The sequence below is a fragment of the Cohnella thermotolerans DSM 17683 genome, from assembly GCF_000429825.1.
GTDB lineage: Bacteria > Bacillota > Bacilli > Paenibacillales > Paenibacillaceae > Cohnella > Cohnella thermotolerans.
The window spans coordinates 1,833-20,596 of sequence record NZ_KE386969.1 but is presented as its reverse complement, the minus strand read 5'-3'; the positions used below and the strand labels follow the sequence as shown (position 1 = coordinate 20,596).

Sequence of the window (18,764 nt, the reverse complement as noted above, 5' to 3'; positions counted from 1 at the left end):
TAAGGCCAGATTTTTTTTTGAGCCAGTCGACCTCAACCGTAAGTTGACCGACCAGCTTCTCTAGACGCTCTTGCTTGGCTTCATACTCCTTTCTGACTTTATCGACTTCGCTCACTTTCTTCTCGAAGACGGTCGATGCGCGATCCAGAAACTCCGCTTTCCACCGGCTGATCATCACCGGGCTCAGTTCGTATTTCGATGCAATCTCGTTGACGGTCTGCTCTTCTCGGAGCACCTCCAGCACGACCTTTGTCTTGAATTCTGCAGTGTATCGGTTTCGTTTTTCCATGATCTCAGTATAACTTATTTTTCACGCTCCTGTGTCTCAGCCTATGGGAGCATTATAGAGGACGGGAATTTTTATTTTTCTTCAGGATTTTTTTGCGCAAATAAAAATTCCTATCCATCCCCCGAAACTGACCAAAGGCTGGAAAATTGTCGGGCAAAGTCCCGATCGTTCTCCGGCCTTTCTTGTTTGTTACCGGAATTCCGGTCACCTCCGTATTTGAAGGACACGGCCCTCGACGGATTGAAGAAGCGAAGCAAATTTTTCTGAATCGGCGGCACGAAATAAAAAATGCTGTGAACAATCAAGAATATGTATGCCCCAGTAACCAGATGCGATCAAGATCCCTATGAAGCCATTCATGCCTATTTAAGGGCAAACGGGGTGTTGAGATCGGGAAGAAGGACCGTTATACGAACGCAAGAACCATAAGCCCGTTCATCCCCTTGTGCAACCTAAACTTTATTTAAAAAGTTTATGAAATTGGAATCTACTTGTGCGGCTACTCGTATCTAATAGAGATAACTGCTCAAGGAGGTTCCAATGAGAAAAAGATTGTGGATACCGGCGGCGGCGCTTGCCGTGACGATGCTTGCGCCGACGGCAGCGATGGCTTCCGCCCAAGGCGGCGGTTCGGCCTACGAAGAGACGCGGAAGGCTTCGGCGGAGAAAGCCGATCTGCTCACGAAATCTTACGGTACGGCCAGCGTTCAGTACGCCCTTATCGATCATGGCGACATTGTCGTATCCGGCCAGTCCGGCGTTAATGACAAGAAAGGGCAAAAGCCGCTCACAGCGGACACGATGTACGGCATCGGGTCGACGAGCAAGATGTTTACGACGGCGGCCGTCATGCGGCTTGTCGACGAGGGGAAGGTCGATCTGGATACGCCGGTCGTCCAGTATATCCCCGAGTTCACGATGAAGGACGAGCGATACAAGCAGATTACGCCGCGCATGCTGCTCAATCACTCCTCCGGCCTGAACGGATCGACGCTCTCCAACGCCTTTTTGTTCGACGATAACGATACCTATGCCCACGACACGCTGCTGAAGCAACTGGCCAACCAGAAGCTGAAGGCCGATCCGGGCGCTTATTCGGTTTATTGCAACGACGGATTTACGCTCGCCGAAATTTTGGTAGAGAGAGTCAGCGGCATGGATTTTACCTCTTATATTCATCGGTATATTACGGAACCGCTCGGCATGTCCAATACGAAGACGCCGCTGGATTCGCCCGACGCGACGAAGATGGCGGGACTCTACTACCCTACATACGAAGGGCAGCTGCCGAACGAGACGGTCAACGTCATCGGGACGGGCGGCATCTATTCCACGGCGGAAGATCTGGTTCGATTCTCGCAAATTTTCACGGGGCAGGCCGAAGGGATCCTGTCCGACGAATCGGTAACGGCCATGGAGCAGGACGAATACAAGACGCCTTTGTGGCCTGACGAAGCGGACACTTCGATCAACTACGGTCTCGGCTGGGACAGCGTCGATCTGTATCCGTTCGGCGAATACGGCATCAAGGCGTTGACCAAGGGCGGGGACACGGTGCTATATCATGCTTCGCTGGTCGTGCTTCCCGAGCAAGATATGGCGGCTGCCGTTCTCTCCTCCGGAGGGTCCAGCACAACCGACCAACTCCTGGCGAACGAGATGCTGCTTCATGCGCTGAAGGAGAAAGGGACGATCGCCGAATTCAAGCCCGAGAAATCGTACGGCAAGCCGGTGAAGGCGGAGATGCCGGAGTCGGTGCTGCAGTACGCGGGAATCTACGGAGCGACGAATCAGACGATAAAGGCCGAGATTAGCAAAACCGGCGAAATGACGTTGTCTTTGGAGCAAATGCCGGATTATCCGGCTGAGAAATACGAGTATTCGGCGGACGGTTCGTTCCGGAGTGCGGACGGGAATACGAAGATCAGCTTCGTTACGGAGGAGAACGGCCGCACCTACTTGTGGACCCGACAGTACGCCTCGCTGCCGGGGCTGGGCCAGACGGCTTTGTCGCTCTACTCCGCCGAGAAACTCGAGCCCCGCGATCTCCCGGAGGAGACGGCTGCGGCTTGGAAGCAGCGCGACGGCAAGAAGTACTATCTGCTCAACGAGAAGTACACATCGCTGGCGTATTTGCTGGAGCCGACGCTCCAAGTCCATTTGTCGAAGCAATTGCCGGGGTATGTGGCGGATAAACAGATCACGGGTCCGAACACGGCGGTTCCCGATTTGCAAATTTCCGCGTTGTCGGGCCGAGACCTCGTAGCATTTACTTTCTATAAGCTGGATGGCGTCGAGTACCTGGATGCCTCGGGAAGCGTTTATGTGAACGAAGACGCGGTGAAGCCGATTTACGTCGCCAAGAAGTCGGCGGCTACGATTCCGTCTAGCGGTTATGCCAAGTGGTATACGGTGAGCGACAAGGATGCGGGCAAGACCATTAAGATCCAAACGCCCGCGAACGGCTCGTTTGCCGTCTACGACGAGAACGGAACATGTGTGAACTTCAGCGTAATCAGCGGCGACCATAAGGTCGTGTTGCCGGCGAAAGGCTCCCTTGTTTTCGCGGGAGATGCCGGCTCGAAGTTCGAGATCTCTTTGCAATAGCGCGCAAGAGGGCTGGAACGGACCGGGCAACCGGTTCAACTCCAGCCTCTTTTCTTTTCGTTCCAGGTTCATCCGAACTTCCACTCATACTCCATTCTTCCGGCGGCTGCAGGAGAAGGTTACAGTTGTTGCGCAAGCAGAGGCGCAATCCACCGGCGGAACACGTCCGCCTTTTGGCGATTGTTGCCGTGCTTGTCGTCGGTCAAGACGACTACGGTATCCAGACGGGGAACGACATATACGAATTGGCCTCCGAATCCCCGGGCGAAGAAGTACTCCAGAATGGGCGCGGACGTCCCTTCAGCGGCGGAAAAGGAGTCGACCCACCAATGCCAACCGTAGAGCCCCCGGCGAGGCGGTTCCGATGAGACGGCGGGCCGGACGGAGCGCGCGATCAGCTCGGAGGAGATGAGCTGATCGTTTTCCCATTTTCCCGATTGTAAGTAGAGCTCGCCGAACTTTAGCAGATCCCATGGACGCAGCCAGAGCCCGAATCCGCCCGTATGAACGCCTTGAGGGTCCACCTCCCACCGATAATTCTCGATGCCGAGCGGGCCGAACAAATACCGTTCGGCGAAGCGCGCCGTAGTCATCCCCGTTGCCTGTGCCAGAATGGCGGACAGCATCTGCGAAACGCCCGAATTGTACTCCATTCGCGTTCCCGGGGCATCCGCCATCGGCTGCTCCAGCACAAAGTCGATCCAATGAGGCGACCGGGTCATCCGGGGGAAGGAGTTACGTCCTCCGAACTCGGTCCATTCGAAGCCGGCTGTCATCGTGAGCAGATGCAGCAGCGTGATGTCCCGCTTGCGGGAGTCGGGGCTTGCGGCAAGCTGCGGGAAGAAGACCGATGCGCGAGTCTCCGGCTGCGGCAGCAATCCCCGGTCCATGGCGATGCAGAGCAGCGCGGACAAGACGCTCTTCGTGCAGGAGTTGATTTTGGCAAGCTCCGCCGCCGTCTGCGAATCTCGATAATGTTCAAAAACGAGCTGCCCTTGCCGGCTAATCAGGCAGCTCCGCAAATTTAACGGCGCGATGGCGGCGGCTAATGAGGCGTATTCCATGCTAACCTTCCTTTGTTGTTGTCATAGATGTACAACGCTCGGTTTTACCGTGTATCATATCATGAACGGAGTCCGATTGCTTAGGCCCGGGATGAACTGCAAAAGGAGAACGGTCCGGTATGGCGAAGCGCGGCGTTTCTTTTCTGATCCCCAATGAATATGGGCGGTACATTCTGGATATTTTGGGGCCGGTGGACTGTGAAATATACGACTGGTCTGTCGGGGCCGGTCAAATCTTGAGATTGAATTCCGTCGGGATCGTTGACGAGGAACTTTTTAACGAGCATGAAACGAGATTAATCGGACAGGCATTGAACGCCCGAATCGCACAAGAGCCGTACTATACGATTTTCGCCGACCTGAAGGGGTTCCCGCGGGGCGAGCCCATTTCCGATATCGAGACTTACGAGGACTTTTGGCGTAGCCATTGCGAAATCCTGTTGTTGATTTGATGCCGATCGTTCTTAAATCAACGCTCTCGATTGATAACGTAGATGAAGGAGCTTGCTTACTCATGAACCGTTTGAAAAAACGGGAACCGAACAGTCCTAACAGGCACGCGAGGATGATAAGGAGTGCAATGAATGCAAAGTGTGTCATGAGTTTAATCTCACCTATTTTATTGGACTTTTGATAAAATCATCATATACCACTGATTGCCAAGAAGGAAGCCTTCAAAGTCTGTTCGCACCGCATACGATCGTCCGGAGCGCAGCAGGCCTGCCGTCAAGTCGCCCGGGGCTGCTGGCGGGCTTTCCGGAACTCATGGGGCGTCGCGCCGACGTTTTGCTTGAAAAATTTCGAGAAATGAGAATCGTTCGAGTACCCCACCTTCCTCGCAATCGTCGTGACGGCCAAGTTGGTCGATTCCAGCAGATGCTTGGCCGTCTTGATGCGGGTTTGGATGATATAGGTTCCGAGCGAGACGCCGGTCTCCTTCTTAAACAGCCGCGCCAAATAGTCGGGGTTGAGATAGACGACCTCGGCCAGCCCCGTCCGGGTCAGGTCGTCCCCGCAATGGTCGCGCACGTAGCGCTTGATCCGCTCGACGACGGAGCCGGGCCGGTCCGTGAAGCTCCGGTGTTCCGCCGCAGTGCGCACGAGGTAGTCCAGATACTGCTCCATATCTTCAAGCGAATTCAAAGACCGCATGAACAGTTGGTCGTTCAGCCTGCCCTGGTACAGCCGGTGCGCCTGAATCTCCCGCTCCTTCAGGAAGGCGTACACCAACTGGACGATGTCCAGGCGAAATAGCCGCAGCACCGAGGCGTTCAAGCCCCCCGTTCGCGCCAGTCCGTGCAAATAATCGGACGTGGCGCGAAGGAACGCAGCCGGCTCGTTCCGGACCAGCCATTCCTCCAGCCGGGCGAGGTCCGGCGGCACGTATACGGCTTCCGGCTGACGGAGGCCGTCGAGGAAATAGATGCGGTTGCGGCGCTTGATCAGCTCATCGTTCATGTCGACGGATTGCCGGAACACTTGATGGATTGCGTCCAACCGGCAAGGGACGGCGACGCTGCAGCATACGTCGCACTTCAAATACTGATTCGCCCGGTCAATAAAGGACGCGCAGGCGGACTCGATCGAAGACGATTCGGCGCCTTCGCTCCACCTGAGAATGGCGACCCAGTTGAAATCTTTGTACTCCAGCACGGTCTCGACGGTGATCGAACAATCCCGCAGAAGCTCGGTCAGCACGTTCAGGAACGAATAATCGAACAGATCCTTGTCTTTGCCGGCCAGGCTCCGGTCGCCGGGATACATGTTGATCAGCAAGGGGCGGAAGCCATCCGTCATCTCGTAGCTCAAGTGGTCGTCGGCAATCCATCCGGCGATGGCGGCGGGGCCGGGCGGAACCGCCCGCTCCGCGATCAGCTTGCGCCAGAAATGCTCCGCGAGCTTGTTCCGATTTTTCTCCCACAAATACCCGCTCCGGACGGCTTCTTCCTTCAACCGCTGCTCGTTCGCCTTGGCCGCCGCCTTTTGAATAATGAGCGTCAGCTTGTCGAACTCGATCGGCTTGAGGAAATAATCGAAGCTTTGCAGTTCGATCGCTTTCTGGGCATAGTTGAAGTCCGCGTAGTTCGTCAGGAAAATCGCTTGAACGGCGTAGTGCTCCTCCCGAATCCAGGCGAGCAGCTCCAGGCCGCTGCCCTGCGGCATCTCGATATCGCAGATCAGGACGTGAACGGAGTACCGCCGCAGAATCTCCCGCGCCTGGGACACATTGTACGCCGAATAGACCTCCTCGATCGCCAGGGACTTCCAATCGATCTTCTGTTCCAGCGCCTTCACGACGAAATAATCGTCATCGACGACCAGCACATTCAAAGATAACCCCTCCATTATACGGCTTCCGGCGGAGCGACGGGAAGGCGAAGCGTGACGCAAGCGCCGCCGCCGTCCCGGTTGTCGAAGCTGACGTTCGCTTCGTTGCGGTACAAATAAGCCAGCCGCTGCACCGTATTCATAATGCCGATCCGCGTGCCGTTTGTCTGATCCAGCGGCTGTCCGCTCCGCAGCTTCTCCAGAATGTCCGGGGCGAAGCCGGGGCCCGTATCGGCGATGCGGATGACGACCGCTTCTTCGCCTTCCTGCCCCGTGCGGCTGGCCGCCAGTTGAATCCGGACTTCGTCCTGCCGGGATACGGCGTATTTGACGGCGTTCTCGATGAACGTCTGAATGACGAGCGGCGGAATGCGCACTTCTTCGGTCCCTTGTTCCTTCTCGATGCGGTAAGTCAGGGCGTCCCGGTATCGGTGCTTCTGAATGTCCAGGTAGACCCGCGCGTGTTCGAATTCGTCTTCGAGCCGAACGAAGTCGTTGCCGCTCTGGAAAATATACCGGAAGTACCGGGAAGTGGATAACGCCATCCGTTCGATCTCCTCGTGCATCCTCATCTGCGCCATGCTGTAAATGCTGGTCAGACAATTCAGGAAGAAGTGAGGCTTGATCTGCAGCTTCATATAATCCAGCTGCATTTTTTGTTTATCCAGCTCCCGCTCGTACAGATCGATTTTAATTTTTTTGATCTGCCCGATCAGCTGGTGGAACTGCTCGTTCGCGTGTTCGAGCTCGATCATTCTGCTGCTCTGGAAGTTGAGCGATTCGCCGTTCTCCTTCAGCAGCGCGAGGTTCCGCGAGAAAATTTGAATCGGCTTCAGCACCTTCTTGTTGAAATAGAACAGAACGACGCTCAGCGTGCCGGCGATCAGCAGGAACAGCAGCATAATGAGCGACTGGGCGATGACGAATTTCTCGAACGCGCCGAACTGGAACACCAGGTTGACGCGGAACGTCGCTTGGGAGAATTGCCCGCTGACGACCGTCCTGGACTGGAAAAGATTCAGGAGCGCCGACCGCTCCCCGCCCGCGCCGGACGCGGCGTCGCCGCGTCCCACCGGACTGGACAAGCTTCCGCCGCTCCGGTCGACGAGAGAGACGTAGCCGTTGCGGCCCAGATCGATCTGACGCAGCGGGCGAATCAAATTGTCCGCGGAGATGAGGCTGATCAAGTACCGGTCGTGATACGGCACGATGTTCATGACGTAATACCGGCTTCTCAACCGAATCGGCGTCCAGTTGGAATAGAAGAAGTCGTATACGTTGCGGTCCGCGAACGATTCGACTTGCTCCTTCAGCTCCCGGTATTCGGGATAGGAGATGCTCAGCGGCGCGCAATTCAGGAAGAAGTCCTGTTTTTTCAAATAAACGAAGAAGTTGTACTCTTGACCGTAGTTTTTCTGAAGTTCGGTAAACCGTTGAAACAGCCCTGAATTGGCCTTTATAAATACGGCGGAGTTCGGCTGGGCGGCGGTCATCTTCTTCATGCTGTCGTCGTTCGCCAGCGTCCATCCCATGTAATGGCTCATGTAGGCGAAGTCGTGATTGATCCGGTTCAGATACAAGTTCGCGGTATCCTGCAAGGAACGCGCGGACTGCTGCTTGACGATGGAGATGGAAGCGATGGTAATGGCCAAATCCAGCACAACCGCCAGGAAGGTGATAAACAGCGCAATTTTGACGTAATGGCGGATCGAATAAGATTTGCGCATGCCGCTCTATCCTCCGTCCCCTCCAATGAAAGCGTTATTTAAGATTATTATAGAACCAATACATCGAAAAAGCACAGCCGGGACTTCGTTTTTAAACGCAAAGTCCGGATTGCGCCACGAAAAGTCCGGTTTGCGTCGCTTGCCGGCGGCCCGCCGCGCCGTTCCGAAGGCGAGGTCTGCTTCGAAAGTCCGAATTCGGCGGTCAGGAAGTCCGGTAAACGCCGGCGGCAGGAATTACAATGAGGACACCGGTTATGAAAGCGCTAATTATGACAGCGTCCGACTGATCGGGGAAAGGAGAATGGCATGAACATCAACCCGTCGACCGTTCATCCGATGCGGCGCGCGTTCCGGCAAATTCATAGAAACCGGGGGCTTTACGCGCTTCTGCTTCCGGCTGCGGCGCTGCTGCTGTGCTTCGCCTACAAGCCGATGTACGGCGTCGTGATCGCCTTCAAGGATTTTAGTCCGGCGCTCGGAATTACCGGCAGTCCGTGGGCGGGGTTCAAGTATTTCGACAAGTTCTTCCACTCGTATCAATTTTCGAGAACGATCAAGAACACGTTGATCATTAGCGTTTACAGCCTGGTCACTTTTCCGATTCCGATCGTGCTCGCGCTCATGATCAACCAGATGCGGACCAACCGGTTCAAACGGTTTTTTCAAACCGTCACCTACATGCCGCATTTTATTTCGACCGTCGTCATGGTCGGGCTGCTGCTCATCCTGTTCTCGCCCGGCAACGGCCTGGTCGGCAATCTGTACCGGCTGTTCGGCGCCGAAGCGCCCAACGTGATGGGCTCGGCGGGCCTGTTCAGCAGCGTGTACGTCTGGTCGGACGTCTGGCAGCACGCCGGCTGGGACAGCATCATCTACATCGCGGCGCTGTCGACGGTCGATCCGAGCTTGTACGAAGCCGCTACGGTGGACGGCGCGAGCCGGTGGCAACGAATTCGCTATATCGACATTCCGATGTTGATGCCGACGGCGGTGACGCTGCTCATTCTCCGCGTCGGCGGGCTGCTGGGCGTCGGGTTCGAGAAGGTGTACTTGATGCAGAACAACTTGAATATTTCCTCCAGCGAGATCATTTCCACCTACGTGTACAAGATCGGGCTGCTCAGCAACCAGTACAGCTTCTCCGCGGCGATCAACCTGTTCAACACCGTGATCAATTTCTTCCTGCTGATCCTGGTGAACCGGATTGCGAGGAAAGTGAGCGGCAGCAGCTTATGGTGACATCAGGGGAAGGGGCGGGGAGGTAAAAGGGGATGGAGGTCATGGAAGCTACGCCGGCGCCCGCGCGCCAAGTGAACGTCCGGTCTTCCGACAAAGCGATGGAAGTCGTGCTGTACGCGATTGCCGCGGTCATTCTGATCGTGCTCATCTATCCGCTTTATTTTATCGTCATCGCTTCGTTCAGCGATCCGTCCGGGGTGGCGAACGGCCAGGTGTGGTTTTATCCGCAAGGCTTTACGTTGGACGGCTATCGGGAGCTGCTCAGGCATCCGAACATTTGGGTCGGGTACCGGAACACCATTCTGTATACGGCCGTCGGTACGGCGATCGGGCTGGCCGTCAACGTCCCGGCGGCGTATGCGCTGTCGCGCAAAGACCTGTTTGGCCGCAAAGCGCTGTCTTTGCTGTTTATTTTCACGATGTTTTTTAATGGGGGTCTCATTCCTACGTTTCTGACGATACGGGACTTCCATATGTACAATACGTTTCTCGTCATGGTGCTGCCGTTCTCCGTCATCGTCTACGACATCATTGTAGCCCGCACCTTTTTCCAGACCAGCATTCCCGGCGACCTGTGGGAAGCGGCGCAAATCGACGGCTGCGGCAATCTTCGCTATTTCGCCCGGGTGGTGCTGCCGCTGTCGAAAGCGGTCCTATCGGTGCTCGGTTTATGGATCGCCGTCGGCTATTGGAACTCTTACTTCAATGCGTTAATTTACTTGAAAAATCCCGACTTGTACCCGCTGCAGCTGATTCTGCGAAACATTCTGATCACCAACCAGATGCAGTCCGGCATGGGAAGCGGCGAAGCGGCGCAGATCGCCTTGCGGCTCGCCAATATGATGCGTTATTCCGTCATCATCGTCTCGACCGTTCCGATCATGTGTCTCTATCCGTTCGTTCAGAAGTACTTCAACCAGGGGGTGATGATCGGCGCGGTGAAGGAATAGGGCAAGGCGGTGTCAAAAAAACAGGCAGGGGGATATCGTCAATGGGACAACATTCGAAAACGAAGATGTACAGGCCGGTCGCCTTCACGGCGCTGCTGGCCCTGCTGCTTACGCTGCTTGCGGGCTGCAGCGGCGGCAAGCCGGACGATCGCAATGCCGGCGGCGGCTCGGAAGACAACTTTAATCAAGAGGGACTGCCGCTTGTCAAGTCGCCGATTACGCTGAACGTTCTGACCGTCCGCTGGGGCAATATGGGCGATACGTTCAAGCAGAACAAGTGGCTGCAGGATTTGGAGAAGGAGACGAACGTCAAAATCAATTGGCAGGTGATGTCTTCCAACGACTGGGGCGAGCAGAAGTCGATCATGCTGGCCAGCGGCACGCTTCCGGACCTCGTGTTCGGCGACATCGCCTTCTCGGATTCCGACATCGTCAACAACTTAAGCTCGTTCCGTCCGTTGGACGACTACATTGACAAATATATGCCCAACCTCAAGAAGGCGATGGAAGAATCGCCGGTGCTCAAGAAGATCAGCACGTTCCCGGACGGGAAAATCTATTCGCTGCCCGCGCGGCTGCCGTCGCGGCCCAAATCGAGAAACCAGCCGGTCATCAATAAGAAATGGCTGGACAAACTCGGATTGGAGGCGCCCAAGACGACCGACGATCTGTACAAGGTGTTCAAGGCGTTCAAAGAGCGGGATCCGAACGGGAACGGCAAGCCGGATGAAATTCCGTACAGCGGTTCCGGCGATATTAGCATGGACTTCCTAAGCCCCTTCGGCATAACCGACGAGAACAGCACCAGCATGATGATCAAGGACGGCAAGCCGGTCTATTATCCGATTACGGAGGAATACAAAGCGGCGATCAAATGGGCGCATCAGCTGTATTCGGAAGGGCTGATCGACCAAGAGCTCTTTACGCAGGACAATACGATGCTGACGGCGAAATATCAGAATCCGGACGCCGCGATTGTCGGCTTCACCAATCAGTGGACGCCGGACGCCGTATTCGGCAAATGGAAGGACGAGTACGAGACGATCGCCACGATTGCCGGACCCGACGGCAAACGCTACCAGGGCGGCGATCCGGAAGGGCTTAGCTACAGGCGCAACGAGCTGCTCATTACGACCGCGTGCAAATACCCGGAAGTCGCCGCGCGCTGGGCGGATCTATTCTATACGAACGAAGCCAGCATTCAGAACTTCTGGGGCGCCATCGGCACCGTCATCCAGAAGAACGACGACGGCACGTATACGCTGATGGATCCGCCGGAAGGCACAAGCGCGGACGCCTGGTATTGGGATCAATCCGTGCGGGATTTCGGTCCCAAATACGTCAGCCCGAGCTTCGAGCAGAACATTAAGCTCGACCCCACCACGGGAGACGGCTTGAAGCTGGTCATCGACAAGCTGGGCGCTGACTATGTGACGGAGCCGTTCCCGAACGTCATGTATACGGCCGAAGAATTTCAGGAGCTGCCCACGCTGACGACGGACATCGACAGCTACGTCGGTTCGACGCGGGCGCAATGGATCACCAAGGGCGGAATCGACGAGGAATGGGACGGTTACGTGAAGAAGCTGAAGGAGATGCAGCTCGACAAGCTGGTCAAGATCCGCACCGACGCCTACGAACGATACATGAAAGTGAAATGACGGCCTTGTCATCATTCGGGAATTTTAATCATAGATATGCAATGGGAGACTCATCTTTACCGCGGGAGAGGAGAGCCGGAAGCGAAGGAGCAATCGGATGCGCATGGAGGGGAGTTGCCGTGAGCGCTGACTTGCTCGTTCAGCTGCTGGTGCTGGTCGTAATGCTCATCAATCTCGCTCAGAAGCCCGGACGATAACCGGACGGGCGCTTGAATCGGCGTTCTGCGCCGATTTTTTCTTTTTTCCGGCCGTCTTAGCCTCTGGTCCGTTGTGGCGCCGAAATGGATGTGATTTCATATTGACGACACAATTGCAATGTATCCTAATGAGAACGGCTTGCGTATAGAAACATTTGGATAGGTAAAAGGGGGAGCTGCTGTGGCGAATTTGCTCGTTGTCGACGACGATCCGGACATCCGGGAACTGATTGCATTTTATTTGAAGGACGAGGGCTTTCAAGTGTTCGAAGCGGGGAACGGCAGGGCGGCGGTCCAACAAACCCGCAAACGGAAGATCGATCTGGCGGTCATCGACATTATGATGCCGGAGATGGACGGTTGGGCTCTCTGCCGGCTTATGAAGGAAGAGCATCCGGACATGCCGATTCTGATGGTCTCCGCGAAGAACGAAACGCCGCACAAAATCAAGGGACTCCAGCTCGGAGCGGACGATTACGTGGTCAAGCCCTTCGATCCGCTCGAACTGGTCGCCAGAGTCCGGACGCTGCTGCGCCGCTACCGCATTCAAGCCTCGATGATTATCGAAGCGGGCGACCTGCTGCTGGACAAAAATCGCTACGAGCTGGTCTGGAAGGATAAGCGGGAACCGCTGCCGCTCAAGGAGTTCGACTTGCTGTTCAAGCTGGCGGGCTCTCCGGGGAAAATCTTCACCCGCTACCAGCTGATCGAGCAAATTTGGGGGCTGGAATACGAAGGCGACGAGCGGACGGTCGACGTACATATCAAGAGGCTGCGGGAACGTCTGGCCGAGCTGGACGATTGCCCCGTCTCGATCGTGACGAAGCGCGGCCTCGGTTACAAGCTGGAGATCGGCGGATGATCCGCACGCTCTATTTTCGCGTCGTCTTCACGTTCATGATCGCGGTGATCGTCGGCCTGGTCAGCGCTTTTTTCCTCACCGTCGCGATCTACAAGGATCGGCTTCAGAATATGGCGAAGGAACAGATGCGGGAACAGGCCGACATCGCGGTCGAAATGCTGTCCGAGCTCCATCCGGACCAGATGAACAGCTATCTGGATTTTGTCAGCCGCATAAGCGGCTACCGGTTCGAGATTTACGACAGCACGGGCAAGCTGGCGGCTTCGGATTCGCGAACGCATCCCGGCGGCAAGCCGATCGATCCGAAGCTGGTGCAATCGGTGCTGAGCGGACAGCATTATGAGGCCGATTCCGATCCTCCGGTCGTCGGAATCTCCTTCGTGTCGGACGGTCAGCGGGCAGCGTTCTTCGTTCAACAGTCGGACAATAGGCGGGGCGGCAATTCTCTCCTTAGCTCCATTGTGTTCACCGCGCTCGTCATCGTCCTCGCCGCCGGAAGTCTGTGCATTTTCGTCTGGGCGCATTATCTCGTCAAGCCTTTGAAAGCGATGAAGCAGGCGGCCGACCGCATGTCGAGGGGCGAATTCGATATCGAGTTCAATTGGAAGCGGAGAAAAGACGAAGTCGGCGCGCTTGCGGCCAGCTTCGCCAGGATGGCCGGAGAGCTCAAGCAGCTCGAGGAGATGCGGCAAAATTTCGTCTCCAACGTGTCCCACGAGATCCAGTCCCCGCTCACTTCGATCTCCGGCTTCTCCAAGGTGCTGCTCAAGAAGGAGCTGCCGGAGAAGGAGCGCAAGCGTTATCTCACGATCATTCACGAGGAGAGCGAGCGGCTGTCCCGGCTGAGCGACAACTTGCTCAAGCTCGCTTCGCTCGATTCGGAGCACCATCCGTTCAACCCGACCGTCTACGATTTGGACGAGCAAATCCGGGGCGTCGTGCTGGCCTGCGAGCCCCAGTGGAGCGCCAAGAACCTGGAGATCGACCTGAACCTGCCGAGGGTGAAAATTGTGGCGGACGAGGATCTGCTCAGCCTCGTGTGGACGAACCTCATCGGGAACAGCATCAAATTCACGCCCGAAGGCGGCTGGATCTCCGTCTCCATCCGGAAGGACGTTCATTCGATCGACGTCACGATCGCCGACAACGGAATCGGCATTCCCGAAGAAGCGCGCAAGCGGGTGTTCGAGCGGTTCTACAAGGTGGATGCCGCCCGCAACAAGAAGCTGTCCGGGAGCGGGCTGGGTCTGGCCATCGCGCACAAGATCGTTACGTTCCACAAGGGACGAATCCGCATCGACGGCGGGCCGGAGGGGGGAACCGTCGTCCGCCTCTCTTTTCCCGTCATGAAATACTAGGTTCATATTTCTGGTTTATGCTGGTAGCGATAGAACAACCGAAATAGCGTTTCAGGAGGGCATCGGATTGAAAGGACTCATCGGCTTTTCCATGAATAAAACGGCCGCCATGCTGATCATGATCGTCATCCTATTCGGAGGAGGCCTTTATTCGGCGAATTCGCTCAAGCTGGAGAACATGCCGGACGTCTCGTTTCCGGTCGTCGTCATCTCCACGACTTATTCCGCCTCTCCGCAAGACGTGATGACGGAAGTCTCCAAGCCGATTGAGGACAAGATCGCCAATATGCAGGCACTCGACTCCCTCACTTCGACTTCGAGCGACAACGGATCGACGGTTATCGCCCAATTCAAGCAAGGGACGGACATCGACAAGAAGAAGCAGGACATCGAGAGCCTCGTTCAGACCGTTCAGCTGCCGACCACGGCTTCCAGGCCGATCGTGTCGACGTTCGGCTTCGCGTCGATTCCGGCCTATTATCTCGCGGTCTACGCGGAAGACGGAATGACGCAGTCCGATCTGGACCATGTGTTCAAGGACGAGCTGGAACCCGGCTTCGAGTCGATCGACGGCATCGATCATATCGATAAGATCGGCGCGCGGCAAACCTCGCTCGACATCGAGCTCAAAGCCGACGTTCTGAGCGCATACGGGTTCGCTCCGTCCGAGGTGACGGGCGCGATCCAGGCCGCCCTGGCAAGCGGCTCCGTAGGCTCCATCAAGCTGGACGGCAATGCGCAGATGGTGCGGGTTACGGGCGAGCTCAATAGTCTGTACAACTTGAACCGTCTGGAGCTGACGACCGCCTCGGGGCAGACGCTGCTGCTGAAGGACGTGGCCGATATCAAGGCCGTGACCGATTCCGAGTTTATCGCGCGCGTCGACGGCAAGCCGGCCATCGGCATCAATCTGTACAAGACGAGCGACGCCAATGCCGTCGACTTCTCGAACGAGACGAAGGCCAAGCTGGCGCAATGGGAGAAGGCCTATCCCAATTTGACGTTCAAAACGGTGTACGACAGCGCCGACGATGTCCGGGAGTCGATCAGCGGCCTGCTTCGCGAGGGCATGGTCGGCATCGTGCTCGCCGCGCTCATCATCCTGCTCTTCCTGCGGAACGTGCGGATGACGGCGATCGTGCTCGTCTCCATCCCGCTCTCGATTCTGATCACGCTTATTCTGATGAACTATTTCGGCCTGACCTTGAACGTGATGTCGCTCGGAGGCATGTTCATCGCGGTCGGCCGGATCGTCGACGACAGCATCGTCGTCATCGAGAACATTTTCACCAACCTTCAGAAAGCCCAGAAACGCAATCAATCGGTCATTCTGATGGCCGTGCGGCAAGTCTCGATGGCGATTACCTCTTCGACGCTCGTCACCGTCGGCGTCTTCCTGCCGATCGCCTTCGTGACCGGCATCGTCGGCGAATTTTTCCGCCCGTTCGCCGTCACCGTCGCCTGCGCGTTGCTCGCTTCGCTGCTGGTGGCGCTGACCGTCATTCCGCTCATGGCCAAATTGCTGGTGCTGCGAAGCCTGAAGACGGGATCGCACGACGAGCATGCGAAGGGCAAAGTGACGTCCTTCTACGAGCGTGTGTTGAATTGGTGCTTGTCCCGCAAGATCAAGACGCTGCTGCTGTCGGGCGTGCTGTTCATCGTGACGGTGGTCGGCACCATTCCGAACCTGGCCGTCAATTTCATCTCGGACAGCGGCGCGGACCGGCAGATGAGCTTCACGCTGAAGCTGCCCTACAACACGGGGCTGGAGAGCACCGACGAGCAGACCAAACAGATCGAGGCGCTGCTTCGGGAGGCGAAGGACGAGTCGGGCAAGCCGATCTTTACCTTCATCCAATCGCTTGTCGGGTATGCGGGCGGCGACGACCAGACCCCTTATATGGCGGAGATCGACACGGAAGTGAACGATTCGGTCGATCCGGATGCGATCAAGGAGCGGTATACCAATCTCATCCTGGCCCAGCTTCCGCAAGGTTCGGAAGTGACGCCAGGGTCGTTGTCCGGAGGCGGCGGGGGCTTCAACTCCACCGACTTCTCGTACCAGCTTGCCGGCGACGACCAGGAAGCGCTGGAACAGGCGGCATCGCTCGTCGAAGCGAAGCTGCAGGAGTTCCCGGAACTGAAGGATATCAAGGATACGCTCGGCGATTCGAAAACGCAGGTTCAGGTGACGGTCTCGCAGCCTAAAGCCAGACAGTTCGGTTTGAGCTCGAGCTCGATCATGAGCGCGGTGCAAAGCTGGCTTCACGAGGCGAACCTCGGGGACATCCGCTTCGACAACGTCCTGTATACGACAACGATCGGGCTGTCGCCGCAGGATAAGGATTCGCTCGAGAAGCTGGGCAAGCTTCCGCTTCGCACGCCTTCCGGCTCGATCGTTTATTTGAACGAAGTGGCGAAGATCGAGAAGGTGGAGGCTCCCGTCTCGCTGAGAAGGGAAGACCAGAAGCAGGTCGTCACCATTACCGCCTCTATCGAATCGGAGAATAAGTCGGCCGTGAGCAGCAAAGTTTCCGCCGCCTTGAGCGGAATCCGGCTTCCGGAAGGGGTGTCGACCTCCGTCGGGGGCGTCAGCGAGGATATCGGCGAGAGCTTCTCGCAGCTGTTCGTGGCCATGGGCGTTGCCGTCGCCATCGTCTATCTCATCATGGTGCTGTGCTTCGGCAACGCGGGCACGCCGTTCGCGATTCTGTTCTCCCTGCCGCTCGCCGTTATCGGCGGCCTGCTCGGTCTGCTCATCGCGAGCGAAGCGATCAACATCACGTCGCTCATCGGATTTATGATGCTCATCGGCATCGTCGTGACGAACGCCATCGTGCTTCTGGACCGGGCGCAGCAGCTGATCAAGGAAGGCTATGCGGCGCGCCACGCCTTGCTGGAAGCGGGAAGAGTCCGTCTGCGGCCGATCGTGATGACGGCTGCGGCGACGATTGTCGCCATGATTCCGCTCGCGCTCGGCTTCTCGCACGGCACGCTCATCTCCAAGGGCCTTGCCGTCGTCGTCATCGGCGGATTGACCACCTCTACGCTGCTGACCCTTGTCGTCGTTCCGGTCATTTACGAAATGCTCGAATCCGCAAGGAACCGGATCGCGCGGCTGTTCCGCCGCAAGGGTACCGCCTATGAAGAAGCCAGTCTGGAGAATTAGAGGGGAGAGAAACAAGCATGGCACCATTACTTGCGAACAAACGATATCTGAAATGGATGCAGGCGGGCGCCTGGATGCTCGCCGGAGCGATCGTGCTGGCGGGCTGCTCGCGGCCGACGGCGGCTCCTCCGGCGGAGACGGCCGCGGTTCAGGGGCAGATCAAGGTTGAGCAGGTTGCGAAGCACAGCATGGGAGCGCCGCGGGAGCAGATCGGGGACGTCAGCGCCTCGGTGGAGCTGAACGTGATGGCGAAAGCTTCGGGAACGATCGCCCGCCTGGTGAAAACGAACGGCGCGAAGGTCAAGAAAGGCGACGTGATCGCGGAGATCGACTCGGAGACGGCCGCCTTGTCGGTCAGCGCGGCGCAAGCGGCGCTCGATAGCGCGGAGAAGTCGCTGGCTGCGGCCAGAACGAGCGTGGAGTCGAGCCGGAAGCAGCTTCAAGCGACGATCGACAGCTACGAGAAGCAGCTGAAAGACGCGGTGCGCGCCGACAGCGACGCCCAGGATACGATTCGCGCGAACCTGGAAGCGTCCAAGCGGCAACTGGCCGATCTGGATTCCGGCCAGTCGGTCGCGGCCGCCGAAGCCCAGTACGAATCGGCGAAGGTCTCGCTGGAGCAGGCCAAAAGCTCGCTTGACGGCTACACGATTACGGCGCCGGCGGACGGCGTTCTGACCGGAGTCGATTTGACGGAGGGAGCGAGCGTTACGCAGGGCAGCAAGGTCGGGACGGTGCAGAACACCGGCAAAATCACGATCAAAGCGAAGCTGAGCGAGGAGTACGCCGAGCTGGCCCGCAACAAGAAGCAGCTGGTCGTTTATTATGCCGACGATGCTTCCGCCACTCGCCAGGCGACGGTAACCTATCTGGCCGATCTGCCGGACAGCGCGACCCGCCTGTACGAGCTGGAGCTGGCGGCGGACAATGCGGACGGCTTCTTCAAGCCGGGCACCCGGGTTCAGATTCAATTGACGACGGCGGAGGAGGAGAACGTCATCGCCGTGCCGACGCTCAGCATCGTCAGAGACGGCAACGACACCTATGTCTTCGTGGCGAACGGCGGCAAAGCCGAGCGGCGGCAGGTGAAGCTGGGCCGGATCAACGGGACGTACCAGGAAATTTTGGACGGCCTCAAGGGCGGCGAATCGCTGATCGTGTCCGGGCAGCATACGCTGAAGGACGGCGACAGCGTGACGGTATCGAATTAGCGAGGGGCAGGCCCCGAAGGTCGCAATCGACCGGATGTAAGCCGGACTAACCGCATACGCGCCAAAGCGAAAGAGGCTCAAAGATTGAGCCTCTTTCGTTGT

13 protein-coding genes are annotated in these 18,764 nt (G+C 57.2%); 9 read left to right on the top strand and 4 right to left on the bottom strand.

Annotated features, from left to right (window positions below; all coding sequences use genetic code 11):
• A partial coding sequence (locus G485_RS0124480) for a transposase (RefSeq protein WP_027094715.1) occupies nt 1-289 on the bottom strand: 289 nt, incomplete at its 3' end.
• Between the two features lie 540 nt (nt 290-829).
• Between G485_RS0124480 and G485_RS0124475 the strand changes: the two genes are divergently transcribed.
• Complete coding sequence (locus G485_RS0124475) at nt 830-2,896, top strand: serine hydrolase domain-containing protein (RefSeq protein WP_027094714.1); 2,067 nt, start codon at nt 830-832, stop codon at nt 2,894-2,896.
• A gap of 119 nt (nt 2,897-3,015) precedes the next feature.
• Here G485_RS0124475 and G485_RS0124470 read toward each other — a convergent pair whose 3' ends face one another.
• Entirely contained in the window at nt 3,016-3,960 is a 945-nt protein-coding gene (locus G485_RS0124470; protein ID WP_027094713.1) for a serine hydrolase domain-containing protein, read from the bottom strand.
• A 119-nt stretch (nt 3,961-4,079) separates the two neighbouring features.
• Between G485_RS0124470 and G485_RS28145 the strand changes: the two genes are divergently transcribed.
• Nucleotides 4,080-4,412 carry a DUF2691 family protein gene (locus tag G485_RS28145; RefSeq protein ID WP_035158051.1) on the top strand — a complete coding sequence of 111 codons (333 nt, stop codon included), beginning with the start codon at nt 4,080-4,082 and terminating at the stop codon, nt 4,410-4,412.
• A 274-nt stretch (nt 4,413-4,686) separates the two neighbouring features.
• Here G485_RS28145 and G485_RS0124460 read toward each other — a convergent pair whose 3' ends face one another.
• Both G485_RS0124460 and G485_RS0124455 read right to left on the bottom strand, forming a co-directional pair.
• On the bottom strand, nt 4,687-6,285 hold the full coding sequence (locus G485_RS0124460) for a helix-turn-helix domain-containing protein (protein WP_338027820.1): 1,599 nt from the start codon (nt 6,283-6,285) through the stop codon (nt 4,687-4,689).
• 20 nt (nt 6,286-6,305) lie between these two features.
• Nucleotides 6,306-8,015, bottom strand: a complete 1,710-nt coding sequence (locus tag G485_RS0124455; protein WP_027094711.1) for a sensor histidine kinase — start codon at nt 8,013-8,015, stop codon at nt 6,306-6,308.
• 306 nt (nt 8,016-8,321) lie between these two features.
• On the opposite strand from G485_RS0124455, the gene G485_RS0124450 reads away from it, so the two are divergent.
• From G485_RS0124450 to G485_RS28140, 7 genes are all read left to right on the top strand, one after another.
• Nucleotides 8,322-9,254 carry an ABC transporter permease gene (locus tag G485_RS0124450; protein ID WP_027094710.1) on the top strand — a complete coding sequence of 311 codons (933 nt, stop codon included), beginning with the start codon at nt 8,322-8,324 and terminating at the stop codon, nt 9,252-9,254.
• Between the two features lie 32 nt (nt 9,255-9,286).
• Nucleotides 9,287-10,204: a carbohydrate ABC transporter permease gene (locus G485_RS0124445; protein WP_027094709.1), complete on the top strand. Its 918-nt coding sequence runs from the start codon at nt 9,287-9,289 to the stop codon at nt 10,202-10,204.
• Nucleotides 10,205-10,269: 65 nt separating this feature from the next.
• Complete coding sequence (locus tag G485_RS0124440) at nt 10,270-11,865, top strand: extracellular solute-binding protein (protein ID WP_420805837.1); 1,596 nt, start codon at nt 10,270-10,272, stop codon at nt 11,863-11,865.
• 378 nt (nt 11,866-12,243) lie between these two features.
• A complete protein-coding gene (locus tag G485_RS0124435) occupies nt 12,244-12,924 on the top strand; it encodes a response regulator transcription factor (RefSeq protein ID WP_027094707.1) in 681 nt (226 codons plus the stop codon).
• Entirely contained in the window at nt 12,921-14,282 is a 1,362-nt protein-coding gene (locus G485_RS0124430) for a HAMP domain-containing sensor histidine kinase (protein ID WP_027094706.1), read from the top strand. The genes G485_RS0124435 and G485_RS0124430 overlap by 4 nt, the downstream gene beginning before the upstream one ends.
• A 67-nt stretch (nt 14,283-14,349) precedes the next feature.
• A complete protein-coding gene (locus G485_RS0124425; protein WP_027094705.1) occupies nt 14,350-17,451 on the top strand; it encodes an efflux RND transporter permease subunit in 3,102 nt (1,033 codons plus the stop codon).
• 17 nt (nt 17,452-17,468) lie between these two features.
• A complete protein-coding gene (locus G485_RS28140; protein WP_051318561.1) occupies nt 17,469-18,662 on the top strand; it encodes an efflux RND transporter periplasmic adaptor subunit in 1,194 nt (397 codons plus the stop codon).
• The last annotated feature ends 102 nt before the right edge of the window (nt 18,663-18,764 follow it).

What these genes read in the sequence shown, in the direction of transcription:
- G485_RS0124475 (WP_027094714.1), top strand. Translation starts at nt 830, where the DNA reads ATGAGAAAAAGATTGTGGATACCGGCGGCGGCGCTTGCCGTGACGATG.
- G485_RS0124470 (WP_027094713.1), bottom strand. Translation starts at nt 3,960, where the DNA reads ATGGAATACGCCTCATTAGCCGCCGCCATCGCGCCGTTAAATTTGCGG.
- G485_RS28145 (WP_035158051.1), top strand. Translation starts at nt 4,080, where the DNA reads ATGGCGAAGCGCGGCGTTTCTTTTCTGATCCCCAATGAATATGGGCGG.
- G485_RS0124455 (WP_027094711.1), bottom strand. Translation starts at nt 8,015, where the DNA reads ATGCGCAAATCTTATTCGATCCGCCATTACGTCAAAATTGCGCTGTTT.
- G485_RS0124450 (WP_027094710.1), top strand. Translation starts at nt 8,322, where the DNA reads ATGAACATCAACCCGTCGACCGTTCATCCGATGCGGCGCGCGTTCCGG.
- G485_RS0124445 (WP_027094709.1), top strand. Translation starts at nt 9,287, where the DNA reads ATGGAGGTCATGGAAGCTACGCCGGCGCCCGCGCGCCAAGTGAACGTC.
- G485_RS0124440 (WP_420805837.1), top strand. Translation starts at nt 10,270, where the DNA reads ATGTACAGGCCGGTCGCCTTCACGGCGCTGCTGGCCCTGCTGCTTACG.
- G485_RS0124430 (WP_027094706.1), top strand. Translation starts at nt 12,921, where the DNA reads ATGATCCGCACGCTCTATTTTCGCGTCGTCTTCACGTTCATGATCGCG.
- G485_RS28140 (WP_051318561.1), top strand. Translation starts at nt 17,469, where the DNA reads ATGGCACCATTACTTGCGAACAAACGATATCTGAAATGGATGCAGGCG.